The sequence below is a fragment of the Paraburkholderia sp. RL17-380-BIE-A genome (genome assembly GCF_046028085.1).
Classification (GTDB): domain Bacteria; phylum Pseudomonadota; class Gammaproteobacteria; order Burkholderiales; family Burkholderiaceae; genus Paraburkholderia.
On record NZ_JARESQ010000001.1, the window covers coordinates 47,306 to 60,460 of the forward strand.

Annotated in this window: 13 protein-coding genes; 5 read left to right on the plus strand and 8 right to left on the minus strand. The window is 60.6% G+C overall.

Annotated elements, in window-relative coordinates:
- The first annotated feature begins 232 nt into the window (after positions 1–232).
- A complete protein-coding gene (locus P0D68_RS00220) occupies positions 233–655 on the plus strand; it encodes an aldehyde dehydrogenase family protein (RefSeq protein ID WP_408295892.1) in 423 nt (140 codons plus the stop codon).
- A gap of 108 nt (positions 656–763) precedes the next feature.
- Here P0D68_RS00220 and P0D68_RS00225 read toward each other — a convergent pair whose 3' ends face one another.
- Positions 764–1,036 (minus strand): hypothetical protein, encoded by a 273-nt coding sequence (locus tag P0D68_RS00225; protein WP_408295319.1) that lies wholly within the window; start codon positions 1,034–1,036, stop codon positions 764–766.
- A gap of 533 nt (positions 1,037–1,569) precedes the next feature.
- On the opposite strand from P0D68_RS00225, the gene P0D68_RS00230 reads away from it, so the two are divergent.
- Both P0D68_RS00230 and P0D68_RS00235 read left to right on the plus strand, forming a co-directional pair.
- Positions 1,570–2,448, plus strand: coding sequence for a PadR family transcriptional regulator (locus tag P0D68_RS00230; RefSeq protein ID WP_408295322.1), 879 nt, complete (start codon positions 1,570–1,572; stop codon positions 2,446–2,448).
- Between the two features lie 92 nt (positions 2,449–2,540).
- Positions 2,541–3,368, plus strand: a complete 828-nt coding sequence (locus P0D68_RS00235) for a siderophore-interacting protein (protein ID WP_408295325.1) — start codon at positions 2,541–2,543, stop codon at positions 3,366–3,368.
- 5 nt (positions 3,369–3,373) lie between these two features.
- Here P0D68_RS00235 and P0D68_RS00240 read toward each other — a convergent pair whose 3' ends face one another.
- The 6 genes from P0D68_RS00240 to P0D68_RS00265 are packed head-to-tail and all read right to left on the minus strand — an operon-like array spanning position 3,374 to position 9,280.
- A complete protein-coding gene (locus P0D68_RS00240) occupies positions 3,374–4,057 on the minus strand; it encodes an SDR family NAD(P)-dependent oxidoreductase (RefSeq protein WP_408295328.1) in 684 nt (227 codons plus the stop codon).
- A gap of 24 nt (positions 4,058–4,081) precedes the next feature.
- On the minus strand, positions 4,082–5,419 hold the full coding sequence (locus P0D68_RS00245; RefSeq protein ID WP_408295331.1) for an NAD(P)/FAD-dependent oxidoreductase: 1,338 nt from the start codon (positions 5,417–5,419) through the stop codon (positions 4,082–4,084).
- A 26-nt stretch (positions 5,420–5,445) separates the two neighbouring features.
- Positions 5,446–6,252 (minus strand): amino acid ABC transporter permease, encoded by an 807-nt coding sequence (locus P0D68_RS00250; RefSeq protein WP_408295334.1) that lies wholly within the window; start codon positions 6,250–6,252, stop codon positions 5,446–5,448.
- Between the two features lie 53 nt (positions 6,253–6,305).
- A complete protein-coding gene (locus tag P0D68_RS00255) occupies positions 6,306–7,124 on the minus strand; it encodes a substrate-binding periplasmic protein (RefSeq protein ID WP_091807855.1) in 819 nt (272 codons plus the stop codon).
- Between the two features lie 51 nt (positions 7,125–7,175).
- Positions 7,176–7,901, minus strand: coding sequence for an amino acid ABC transporter ATP-binding protein (locus P0D68_RS00260; protein WP_408295337.1), 726 nt, complete (start codon positions 7,899–7,901; stop codon positions 7,176–7,178).
- A gap of 56 nt (positions 7,902–7,957) precedes the next feature.
- Positions 7,958–9,280 carry an NAD(P)/FAD-dependent oxidoreductase gene (locus P0D68_RS00265; protein WP_091807850.1) on the minus strand — a complete coding sequence of 441 codons (1,323 nt, stop codon included), beginning with the start codon at positions 9,278–9,280 and terminating at the stop codon, positions 7,958–7,960.
- A gap of 139 nt (positions 9,281–9,419) precedes the next feature.
- On the opposite strand from P0D68_RS00265, the gene P0D68_RS00270 reads away from it, so the two are divergent.
- Positions 9,420–10,322, plus strand: coding sequence for a LysR substrate-binding domain-containing protein (locus P0D68_RS00270; protein WP_091807848.1), 903 nt, complete (start codon positions 9,420–9,422; stop codon positions 10,320–10,322).
- 150 nt (positions 10,323–10,472) lie between these two features.
- On the opposite strand, the gene P0D68_RS00275 is transcribed toward P0D68_RS00270, so the two are convergent.
- Positions 10,473–11,648 (minus strand): GGDEF domain-containing protein, encoded by a 1,176-nt coding sequence (locus tag P0D68_RS00275; protein WP_408295342.1) that lies wholly within the window; start codon positions 11,646–11,648, stop codon positions 10,473–10,475.
- Positions 11,649–12,249: 601 nt separating this feature from the next.
- On the opposite strand from P0D68_RS00275, the gene sapR reads away from it, so the two are divergent.
- Positions 12,250–13,137: a sap1 transcriptional regulator SapR gene (sapR, locus tag P0D68_RS00280; protein WP_408184109.1), complete on the plus strand. Its 888-nt coding sequence runs from the start codon at positions 12,250–12,252 to the stop codon at positions 13,135–13,137.
- Positions 13,138–13,155 lie beyond the last annotated feature (18 nt).

The window sequence follows — 13,155 nt, forward strand, 5'->3', positions numbered from 1 at the left end:
ATATCCAGCACCGATGCCACGCTAGCAGAGTTACCGAACAAGCATCATCACGATTGTTGTACCGTCGCGACAGGCGTGATCGCACGCAACGCGTTACGCAGCAAGCCATCCCGGCGTTTTGGCCGCTAGCATTCCTGTGAACATGGCTAGTGGCAATTGTGAGCACCAACAGAATTAACGGACACCAACAGCTACTGCAGCACAGGCCCGCGGAGCACTCAAGAAGTCAGTCCTGGAACTCGGAGGCTCAGATCCTTTCATCGTTCTGGCTGACGCGGATCTCGAAGGTGCAGTACGAGCCGCGGTTGTCGGTCGATTCCAGAACACTGGGCAGATCTGTATCGCTGCCAGGCGTATCATCCTCGAGAAGCCGATTCAGGCTGAGTTCACTGAGCGATTCGTGGCGGCGGTGAGGGATCTCAAGATTGGCAATCAGGAGGCTGAGGAAACTTTTATTGGCCCGATGGCGCGCTATGACCTGCGCGATGAAATGAACGGACAGGTTCAGGCGACAATCGACGGCGGAGCGGCAGTCTTGCTCGGTGGCAACAAAATCGACGGGCCGGGCAATGACTACGAGCCGACAATCCTCTCAAACATAGCCCCCGGAATGTGTCGTTCGACCAGGAAATCTTCGGCCCCGTCGCCTCCCTAATTACCGCAAATGATGTTGAAGTTCGTTAATTCCGCTAGCCGTGTCCACAGAGGCGCTAATGGATGTTCGCCATTTCCGCTAGCGCACCTGTCGACTCTCGACGCGCACTCACTGTCCGGAACGGACGATGAAGCGCAGTGCTAGAGTGCGGTTGCCGACATCCACCTGCGGAATGTAGAGGATCCCGAACCCGAAATTTCCACGCCCCTCTTTCGTTGCGAAGCAATCCGCATCTGAAGCTCCAACCGGGCACATCAGCACTGGCATATTGCCAGGCAGACCGATAGCCTGGTTAGGCCTGGACTCGAAAGATTGGAGAGGCTCCAACCGTCCAATCGCGATGAAACTGGGATTCATGTCGAATACTTCGATGCCATTCATTGTGTTACCTATCGTGTTTGATTGACTCTGGCACCTGCTTCGTGCCTCCACTGCATATCTCTGCCGAGGGCTCGGTCTCTCGGACACGCCGCTTCGACAAGTGACTGCTAATTCGTATAGCTCCAAAGAGCCTTAATGAAAGGGCTCGAAACATCCTTCGGATGTGGGACTTTTCGAATCGCCCTGAAATCGCCGCCTAATTAACGGCGCTTTGGTATGCGCTCGACTACATCGTTCGCGATACGCGCTCGGCCACCTCTGCCCAATGCTCGACTTGACGAACGAATCCGCGATGTCGAGGCAAGTTCGCATGTTGCTATTTTTCTAAGCTTCGTTATTGGACGGCTCACATCTTGTGTGTCAGCAGCGCGCATCCGAAGCAGTCAGCCCTCAAAATTTGTGCGCCGCACAACGAAATTTCGAAATGCCGCAGACTTTGTTGTCTCCCGATACTTCGCAAAAAGAAATTTGACAAACTATCTTTAGATATATATCTTACGACACATCTTAAGACACAAACGGGAGTACCCAAGATGCGTCATCACCATCGATTTTCCCGTCCGCACAGAGCGGACGACAGTCCGTACACCGGCCGCGAAGCGGCGTCGCTTCATGCACTCTGGCATGCGTTCGCGCGCCACCACGAATCTCGTCGCGCACCAGGCGAACGAGGCGAACACGATGCCCGCCGTGACGCCCGCGGCCAAGGCGGCCACGACGGCCACGACGGCCACGGCTTCGACCGCTTTTCGCCGCACGCCCTGTGGCATGCCATCGGCCGCCATCATGAGCAGCGCGGCGGCGGTCGCGGCGGGCGCTTCGGCGGCGGCCCAGGCGGCTTCGGCGGCGACGGCGACGGTTTTCCGCGCGGCCGCAAATTCAGTTCCGACGACCTGCAACTGCTGCTGCTCTCGCTGATCGGCACGCAGCCGAGCCACGGCTATGAACTGATCAAAGCGCTCGAAACCCGTTCGAACGGCTTTTACAGCCCGAGCCCGGGCATGGTCTATCCGGCGCTCACGTATCTGGAAGAACTCGGCTATGTGACCGTGCAACTCGAAGGCAACCGTAAGCGCTACGAACTGTCGGAAACGGGCCGTGACTACCTGGCCGCCAACCGCGAGCGCGTCGAGTTGATGCTCGCCAGGCTGAGCCATATCGCCCGCAAGATGGATTCGGTGCGCCGCGCGTTTGCCGGTGAAGAGCCGGCCGACATCAGCGAAGGCGGCTGGCTGCCGGAGTTGAACGAAGCGCGCCGTGCGCTCAAGCGTGCGCTGCTGCTGCGCGACAACGCGCCAGCGGCCGAGCAGCGCCGCATCGCCGACATTCTCATGCGCGCGGCCAAAGAAATCGAAAGCCAGGTCAAGCCGGACAGCAGCGAATCCGGCAATGGCGGCGCAACGGCCGTTTGACATCGAACGGCCCGCACCGCGCGTGTACTAGTGCGCCGGCAGCGCCCCCAGCGCGTGAACGCGCCTATCGAACCAACAGGAGTAGCACTCTCATGCTGATGAAACACCAACCAACCGATCTGGCCGTTCAACGCGTGCGGCATCCGCTGAAATTCCGTCTGCTGCAGGTCAAGCAGGTGCGCGCGCTAACGCCTCATCTGATCCGCGTCACCTTTACGGGCGAAGACCTGCACGACTTCGTCTCCGCTTCGTTCGACGACCACATCAAAGTGTTCTTCCCCGAACCCGGCGCGGACAAACCGGCGCTGCCGGAAGCAGGCCCGAACGGCCCGGTGTTTCCCGCCGGCCAGCCGCGACCGGTCGCGCGCGACTTCACGCCGCGCCGCTTCGATCGCGAGGCGCGCGAACTCGACATCGAATTCGCCATGCACGACGCGGGTCCCGCCGCTACGTGGGCGGCGCAAGCCAAGGTGGGCCAGTACCTCGGTATCGGCGGCCCGCGCGGTTCACTCGTGATCCCCACGGGCTTCGACTGGCATCTGCTGATCGGCGACGATACCGCGTTGCCCGCCATCGCCCGCCGCCTCGAAGAACTGCCGGCCGGCACGCGCGTCGCCGCGGTAATCGAAGTCGCCGACGCGTCGGCGCAGATCGAATTCACGACGCAGGCCGAGTTGCATCTCGTCTGGTGCCATCGCAACGAAGTGAGCGTACGCGGCGAAGCTTTGTTGCGGGCGGTCTGCGAAATCTACCTGCCTGAAAACGGCGAAGGGTACGTGTGGGCGGCCGGCGAAGCCGCGACCATGCGCGCGGTGCGCTATCACCTGTGCACGGAGCGCGGCGTCGACAAATCGCGTATTCGCGCGGCCAGCTACTGGAAACAGGGCGCCGAAGCGGTGCACGAAACGCTCGACGACTGAGCCTGCTAAAACAGGTCCTCATGCCGGCAATTGACGAGAATTTCCGCGACGCTCGCGGAGTTCGGCATCTCGATTGTGTTGGCGACCAATCGTGCGATGTCCTCGGGTTGTGTCATGGCTTCCGGCTCGAGATCCGCGATGCCGGCGGCCATTTCCGTGTTGACGAATCCGGGGCATATCGCCGTCGCACGCAAGCCATCGTCCCAGCCTGCGCGACGTACGGCATGAGTCAACGCTATCGCGGCATACTTCGACATCTGATAGCCCGCGTTGAGGTTCTTCACGCGCTTGCCGGATAGCGACGCGATCTGCACGACACGAGCACCGCCCGCGCGGCGCAAATGCGGCAACGCAGCCTGGATCAGCCGGAACGGCGCTTTCACGTTGATGTCGAGCGTTTCTTCGAGCAACTCGTCGGTGCCCTCTTCCAGCCCGATGTGCTTGCAGATACCCGCATTGCTGATCAGCACGTCGATACGGTCGAAGCGTTCGATCGTCGCCTCGACCCAGCGGCGACCCGCGTTTGTGTCGCGCGCTTCGTATGGAAACGCGAACGCATCGAAACGACCGGCGAGCGCCGACGGATCGCGCACGCCCAGCGACAGCCTATAGCCGCGTCGCGACAACTCGGTCGCGATTGCCAGCCCGATGCCGCGACTCGCGCCGGAAATCATGGCTACTTTTTGCATGACTCTCTCCGTGAAAGCACTACCCTAAAAGCCCGCGTCGATGACGATTTTCGTACCGTCGCTGAAACGGTTGAGGCGAAACGCGTGCGGATCGACGAGCGGCGTGTCGTTCGTCACCAGATCCGCCATCAGCTTGCCGGCCGCCGGCCCGATGCCGAACCCGTGCCCCGAAAAGCCGGTGCCGATGAAGAGGCCCGGCACCGTATCGACACCGGAAATCACCGGAATCGCGTCAGGCGTCACATCCATGTAGCCCGCCCAGCGCTGCGCGATTCGCGCGTGCGCCAGATGCGGGAAGACCTTGATGAACTCGCGCAAACCGGCGTCGGTGTATCGGGTGATCGGCTCAGGATCGAGCGTGCGGATCTCTTCGAACGCTGTGGGACGGTCGAGCACCCAGTGTCGTGGACGGCGCAATTCATCGAAGAAGCGAGCGCCAATGCCAATGCGCAACGAGCCCAACTGGCTCTTCAGTGCTTCGACGTACTTGAAGAACAGGCGAAATGAATCGGGCGTGAGATCGCTATAAGTGCGGAAGCCAAAAGCGATCGTGTAGCCGCCGTCGGCGCGCTTGCGAAACGCGAATTTCTTGTTGCTCGCGCTACAGGCCGGGCCGCCGTCGAGCGGCTCAGTGCGAAGCACCGAGGCTTTTACCAGCAGTTGAGGTACATCGACACCCAGGTTCCCGCAGAACAACCGCGACCATGCGCCGCCCGCGACGACGACGCTATTGCAGCGGATCGTACCGTGCTCGGTGACCACCGCACTGACGCGCCCCGCGCTCGTTTCGATGCCACGCGCGGCACACGGCGTCAGAATCTTGACACCGCGTTTGCGTAACGCATTCGCGATCGCCGGTGCGGCTTTTTGCGGTTCGGCGCGGCCGTCGCCTGGTGTGTAGAGTCCGCCTTTGAACGCTTTCGTGGCGCCAGGCAGCAGTGCGCCAACGGTACTTCCGTCGACCAGACGTGTATCGAACGCGTCACCCGCTACGTTGCGCGCCTTGTCGAGCCATACGTGGTGACTGTCCATCACGGCGTCTTCGTCCGTCATATAGAGGATGCCGCATTGATTGAAGCCGGTGTCGATACCCAGCGTCGCATCCAGTTTCCGCCACAGCTTCAGGCTCTCGATGCTCAACGCGAACTCGCGCATGTCGCGATGCGTGACGCGAACCCAGCCCCAATTGCGGCTCGATTGCTCACCCGCGATATGGCCTTTCTCACATAGCGCGACCTGCAAGCCTTTCTCGCTGAGATAAAGGGCCGTGCTCACGCCGATAATGCCGCCGCCGATCACGACGACATCGACTTTGGCTGGCAAGGTGGTGTCGTCGGCGACTGTTTCTACTTTCGGTCCCATCGTGGCTGATATCCTGCCTGTGAAGGCTAGTTATGTTGATCGGCGACGCCAGCCCTGACCGCGACGGTCGAATTGGCCGAAGCCTGCGCCTTGCGTTGCCGGCGTGACGATCCCGCTCTGGAATGACCGCGCGACGGATTCGAATGACGGTTGGTCCAACGGTCAATGTGGTTAATCGCGTGCGTGAGCGGCACGGTCACGAGCAGATACACCACGCCCGCGGCCACCAGCGGCGACAGGTTCGCGGTATTCACCGACGTGTTCTGGCCGATCGTGAACAGATCGCGCTGCGAAGTCAGCAGCCCGAGAAAATAGACCAGGCTCGAATCCTTGACGATCGAAATGAACTGATTCGCAAGCGCCGGCAAGATGCGCCGCACGCCCTGCGGCACGATCACATAGCGCATGCTGCTCCAGTACGTCATGCCGAGCGCCTGACATGCGGACAGTTGTCCGCGCCCCACGCTTTGAATGCCGGAGCGAAAAATCTCCGCGATATACGCGGACGAAATCAGCCCAAGCGCGACGATCGCGAGCGGGTACGGATTGGGCCCAAAGATCGCCAGTCCCACGGGCGCGAGGCCCTGCCCGACCAGCAGGATCACGAGCGCTGCCGGCAGGCCGCGAAACACGTCGACGAACACCTGCGCGGGCAGCATCAACCAGCGCGTGTGCGACACGGCCATCAACGCGAGCACCATGCCCGCGACGATACCCAGCACGGTTGAAAACACCGACAGCACCAGCGTATTGACGAGACCCGTGCAAAGCAAAGACGGCATCGACGAGACCAGCAGCGGCCAGTCGAGAAAGTTCTGCAAGAAAGCATTCATGGTGCGCTCCTTGTTGAGCGCCGGCGGCGGGTTGAGCCGCCGGCCGGGCCTGATCAGCTACCGGTCTTCATCGCGTAGGGCGGCAGATTCGCGGGCTTCGGATAACCGGGGTGGAACTGCATGTACAGCTTGACCCACGTACCGTCCGCAACCAGTTGGTCGATCGTCTTGTTCAGTGCCGCCTCGAGCTTCGCGTTGCCCTTGTGCACCGGGAAGCCGGCAGGAAGATTGACGGCCGAGATATCGAGCTTGTCCGCGATGTTCAGTTGCGGGTACTTGCTCTGCAAACCCTCGACGAGCGTTTTGTCCACGAAATAGCCGTCGATGTATTTCGAGCGCATCGACAGGAAGCCCGCATTCAGATTTGGAAAGCGCACGATCTGTGCACCCGGCAGATAGCTGTCCGAATAGGTGTCCTCGATGGTGCCCTGCACGACGCCGATCCGTTTGCCCTTCACCGATGCCGGATCGCTCGTAATCGTGCTGTCGGGCAAGGTCGCAACGCTCAGCAGGCCGGTCAGGTAGCCCTCTGAGAAATCGACCATCTTCAGACGGTCTTTCGTGATCGAAATCGAGCCGGCGGCCAGATCGAGCTGCTGGTTCGCAACGCCCGGCAGGAGTCCACTGAAATCCTGCGCGCGAAACTCGGCGCTCAAGCCGAGTTTCGCCGCGACCGCTCGCAGCAATTCGACGTCGAAGCCCGTCATCTTGCCGTTGTCGATATACGAATACGGCTTGTTGTTCGCATCGACACCGGCGACCAGCTTGCCGGGAGTCAGCGTGCCGAGATCGTCGGCGCGTGCGTTACCTGTCAAGGTGAACGATAGCGGCACGACAACCGCAATGAGGCTGAGAAGATGGCGAAAACGCATGATGTTTGCTCCGTCGAAAAGACCTGCGATGGAAAGAAAATCAAGTGGACATCACTGCAATATCCTGGAGAGAAAGTCGCGGCCACGAGCCGAGCGCGGACGCTCGAAAAAAGCGTCCTTCGTGTCGTCCTCGACGATGGCGCCCTGGTCCATGAACACGACCCGGTCCGCGACACGGCGCGCAAAGCCCATTTCGTGCGTGACGCATAACATCGTCATGCCGTCCTGCGCGAGTTCGGTCATCACGTCCAGAACTTCATTGACCATCTCGGGATCGAGTGCGGAGGTCGGTTCGTCGAACAGCATTGCGACGGGATCCATCGACAACGCCCGCGCGATCGCCACCCGTTGCTGCTGTCCCCCCGACAACTGCGATGGAAACCTGTCCTCATGCGCGCGCAAGCCGACGCGCTGCAGCAGCATGCGCGCCTTGTCGGCGGCTTCGTCGCGGCTGCGCCGCAATACGTTGACCTGCGCGAGAATCAGGTTCTGGCGAATGTTGAGATGCGGAAATAGTTCGAAATGCTGAAACACCATGCCGACCCGCGCGCGCAGCGTTTGCAGATTAGCTCCGCGTGCCGAGACCAGCGTGCCGTCAACGACGATCTCACCTTGCTGCACCGGTTCGAGTCCATTGACGGACTTGATCAGCGTCGATTTTCCGGAACCGGACGGCCCGCAGATCACGACCACCTCGCCCCGGCCGATGTCGGCGGAACAATCGGTCAGCACGCGCTGCTCGCCGTACCACTTCGAAACGTTACGCAGAGAAATCATCCGCAACTCCTCAAGCCTGAAGCGCATCGGCTTCGGTGTCAGTGTCGACGTCGATATCAGGAAAGGGTGGCACGCACCCGGCCGCTCCAGAGATCGTCGAATGTATAGAGCGCCGTGCCGACCGGCACGCTCAGGCGGCTCGCCATGCCGGCCGGACTGATCGGAAACGCGCCTTCGCCGAATGCGCCCGACTTTGCGTCGAATCCGAGCAGGTGTTTCGCGATCCGCGCGCCTAGATAGCTCATTAGCGCCACGCCATTGCCGTTGCAACCCAGCGCGTAATGAATGCCGTCGTGTTGACCGATATGCGCGAGCCTGTCGCCGGTCATCGCGACATAACCCTTCCACGCGTGCGTGATGCGCACGTCGCGCAAGGCGGGCCACAACTCGATCATCTTCGCGTGCAGCATTCTCGCCGCCACGCGCTCGCTCACCTCGCGGATCGCCGGGCGCGAGCCGAACAGCATCCGCGTGCCGTCGGGCGACGGCCTCGTGTAGAACAGATTGCGCTTCGAATCGCTGATCATGCGTCGCCCCGGATTCAGCACGGCCATCAGTCCAGGCGGCAGCGGTTCCGTCGCAATCTGGTAGCTCGCCACCGGCAGCACGCGCCGCGAGAAGAACGGCAGCAGCGGTCCCGTATAGCCGTTGGTCGCGACGAGCACATGTTTCGCGTCGATCTTTCCCCGCGTTGCATGAACCCTGAAACCCGCGCCATTGCGTTCGATCCGCTCCACGCCCGCATGCGAATGCAAAGTCGCGCCGCAGCGCCGTGCGAGATCGCGTAGCGCGCGATGATATTTGGCGGTATGCAGACCGCCGTATTCGTCGACGAGAATCCCACCGTAGTAGTAGTCCGAGCCGATCAACGCATGCTGATCCGCGCGCGGCACGACGTGCACCGTGACGCCGGTTTTGTCGCGCAACAGATCGCCTTGGCGCCGCAAGACATCGAAGTGACGTGGCGTGAATGCGCCGAAGAAGCGACCGGTGATCTGCAAATCGGCGTCGAGCCGCTCGTCGGCGACAAGGCGTTTCAGATAGTCGAAGCTCGCCATGGACTCGCTCATCAGCCGTCCCAGCCGTTCCGCCGAGACCCCGCGAATCGCATTGGTCAGCGCAAGCTTCTGTCCGCTCGACACCATGCCGCCGCTGCGCGTGCTGCCGCCCGCGCCGATTTCGGCGGCGTCGAGCACGGCGACGCGCGTGCCGAGTCGCGCAGCTTCGGCTGCCGCCGCCAAGCCGCAATACCCGCTGCCGATAATCACCACGTCAACCCCGGACGGCAACGCGTCGCGGACCGTCTCCGGCGGTGCGGCGTCCCACCAGTAAGGGGTCAGGCGAAAGTCGTCATGAAACAGCAAGGCTTCGGAACGCATCGTGGATCGCCAGTGACAAGGTTCCAGCCAGTCTAGGTTTCGCTCATCCATCCGGTCAAATACGATCAAAAACGGCTGCCATTCAATTTTGATATGGCAAGCTGAGGACCGAATCAACGAAATCAGGTGAGCCGGGCAGATGAACCAACGACAAATCGAAGCGTTCAGGCTAGTCATGTTGCGCGGCTCGATGACCGCCGCCGCCGAGGAGCTCGGCACGTCGCAGCCGAGCATCAGCCGGTTGATTGCGGAGCTGGAGACGTCGACGGGTCTGGCGCTCTTCACGCGCAACGGCGGCCGTATTCAGGCCACGGACGCGGGCAGCGCGTTCTATCGCGAAGTGGACCGGAGTTTCGTGGGCCTCGAAAAACTCGCGCATTCCGCGCGTGAGATACGCCAGTTCGGCAGCGGCCGGTTGCGGCTCGTCGCGGCGCCGGTGCTGGCATTGTCATTCGTGCCGATGGTGATCGAGCGTTTTCTTGCGGTGTATCCGCGCATCGCGATATCGCTGGAAATGCGCAGCGAAGGCACGATCCAGCGCTGGGCTTCGTCGGCGTATTGCGATATCGGCTTCGCCACGACGACGCCCGATGCGTTCGGTGTGACGAGCGCCGAGTTATACCGGTTGCCGGGTGTATGTGCGCTGCCGGCCGGGCACCCGCTGGCTGCGCGCAAGCGTATCCACGCGCGGGATCTACGCGGTGAAAAGCTGATCCTGCCTTCGTATGCCGACGACACGCGTTCGTCGCTGGATCGTGTGTTGCGTCAGGCGGAAGTCAATCAGGTGCCAACCATTGAAACACCGTACGGTGCGACGATTTGCGCGATGGTGTCGCGCGGTTTGGGAATCGGCATCGTGAATCCGCTTACAACGGTTGACGCCAATACCGCGAAGATCCAGTTCCGGCCGTTTTCACCGGACATCGTGTTCCGTGGGTTCACGGTATGCCCCCAGCTTCAATCTACCAATCCGATCGTCGACAGTTTTCTGAAGATCGCCAACGAGACAATGAGGCTTCAGGCAAAACACTCGAAAGCGTAATGTGACGGACAGGTCTCGATATTCGATTGGCCAAACCAATACAAACCCGGTCACGCGTTTATAGCGGCGGCTAAGTGAAATCAATCCTTTTGAATCGCACTGCGTTTTGCCAGGCACGCCACGTTAATCCTTTGCCGGCATCGCTGATCGTCAGGCAGCCTCGGGGCGCGAGGCAGGCTGCGCCGTGACGAGCCGATTGCCGCCGAGCGACTTCGCGTTGTATAACGCCGCGTCGGCCGCCGCCAGCAGATCGGCAAGCGTGGGCGCATCGGTTCCGAGCTGTGCGAGCCCAATGCTGACCGTTGCGTGTATCGCGACGCCGTCAATGCGGTGAGGGATCGTCTCGGCGAAACGTTTAGCGATGAATTCGCCCACTTCTTTGGCACGAAGGCTGTCATGGTGGGGAAGTAGCGCAGCGAACTCTTCGCCGCCGATGCGCGCGAGAATCGCATCGGGCCTCACCCCGCTCCGAGCGATGTCGCTAAATGCCTTCAGCACCTCGTCGCCCGTTTTATGACCGTAGCGGTCATTGATTGCCTTGAAGAGATCGAGATCGAATGCAAGGAGGGAAATCGGCTGGCATGACTCTGCGTCGCGGACCACCCGTTCGCCCTCTTCAAAAAACCATCTGCGATTGCCAAGACGGGTCAGGTAATCCGTTTGCGAGTCTCGCAGAAGCTCGCCATGAGTCTCCTCGCGGATCAGCCTCAGCAAGGTCATCGGCAGAACGACCGAGTACAGCACACCTTCGTACATCGTAATGTTGCTGGCGACCAGCACCACGTCCTGCCCGTACCGTGCCGCCAACCAAGGCAGGATGGACGCTCTGGCCGCATACAGGAGCGCATGAATGCCCGTCACCCATACCGCGATGCGCCGCGATTGCATCGCTTTCATGCTGTCGCATCGCAGCAGTTCGAAAGACGTCACGCCGCTTGCCAACGCGATCGGAATGGCACTCGCGTAGTACCACACCGAATCCTCCCAGCGCGCACCGGCCACGGCCCATGTGAGCGCCAGCAGGATGAGCATTGCAATAGAGCCGGTACGGTATTGCCGGCCGCTCAAGGCCGCGACGCCGTGCAGAAGCAATAGATAGCCAGTGACGATAACGAGGTTGCTCAAGGCGGAGCCCGTCGCACCGGGCAGCTTGTGACGAACCGTTGCCGCCGCACATCCGATGGCAAGCGTGGCGTACCCCGCTGCCAGTATTTTCAATTCCCCGCTGCGTCTGGGATGTGTTCGATGTTCCCAGAGCGTCATCACGGAACTCGCGAACAGCGTCCCGACGATGAGGAAATAAAGGGTGAGAAGATCGACGTGCATCGTTGAGGAGAGAATCCTGCGCCACCGTACCGGGGCGGCAATTCTACGCAAAAAAATCGATAGTTGGATGATAGTCGAGGTGGGGTCCCGGATACACTCGGAGGCCGCTAGCCTTTAAGCGTGTCTGCGTTACCGTCGCACTCAACTTATGTCGAAGGAGGAAGTGAACGGTCCGCTCGCGGCAACAGATAGAGTCTCTGGCAAGACCGCTGTCGTTGTAGACAATGCACGCCGACGTTTCCATTCTGACGCGCGGGTGAGGCCCGGAAGTCTGGATTTGAAACCGAGGAATGAACTGAGCCGCCTCTAATCTGGCAGGGACCAAGACGCACCTGCAACCCGACGAGGGAGAAAAACGCAATATGGAGACGCAGTGTGATCTAACGGCAAATGTGGACGGAACTTTAGAGCCATCAACTGAAAGCCTTAAATGAAGCTTGCGGAGCAGTGTGAACGGAAGCGTGACCGGACGCCAGGTCAAAAACTATCAGACAACCACATCCAATTGATTTTTTAAGCTGGCGCTGAGTTTATTGGCTTTGTTAGATACATGTCACTGATCAAATAAATGACAAGCAACTAACCAAACCCATGCGCTGACATGCCGACCGCTTTCGCACAAACCGTCGAAGCCCACTTTGCCGACCTCACCCCCACGTCCAAGCGCATTGCCAGCTATATGCTGGCGAATCTCGAACGACTCGGACTGGAAACGGCTGATCAGATTGCGCAGCAGACGGCCACAACCGGTATTTCCGTGGGCCGGTTTCTGCGCAGCGTCGGCTATCGCAATCTCGACGACCTCAAGCGCGAGCTGCGCGGCGCACAAGCGCGCCCGTGGATGATTACCGACCGGCTCGACGAATACCGGCGTGTGTCCGGACAGTTCGGCAACGCGGCGCATAACGGCGAGAGCGGAGAAAACGGGGCCCTGACCCACTCATTAGAACTCGAAATCGACGCGATCCAGCATGTGTACCAGTTGGCGCACTCGCCCATGTTCGCCCGTATCGCGGAGCGCATTTCCAATGCGGACGCCGTGTATATCCTCGGCATCCAGTCGACGCGCGGCATCAGTAACGCGTTCTACAGCTACCTCGAATATATCCGTGCGCGTGTGTTCTACTCCGACGGCATGTCGGGCTCATACGTCGATTCGCTGAATTCGGAGTTTGCCTCACCGTACCTCGTCATTACCGATACGCGCGCCTACTCGATGATCGCGCGCCGCTATTGTGAAGCCGCGACACGTCGTGGCGTGCCGTTCGCGCTGGTCACCGACATCTATTGTCCCTGGGCTCGCGAATTCGCCTGCGACCTGTTGCAGGTCAAAACCGATGTCGGCCAGTTCTGGGACTCTCTGGCGCCGCTCACCTGCCTGTTCAACCTGCTGATTAGCGCGATCGTCGCGCAACTGGGGTCCGCCATCGACGAACGCGTCGCACGCAATCGCGAGTTGCAAGGCGAATTCAACCAGTTCGATCTCTGAACCCTCTCACAACCGGCA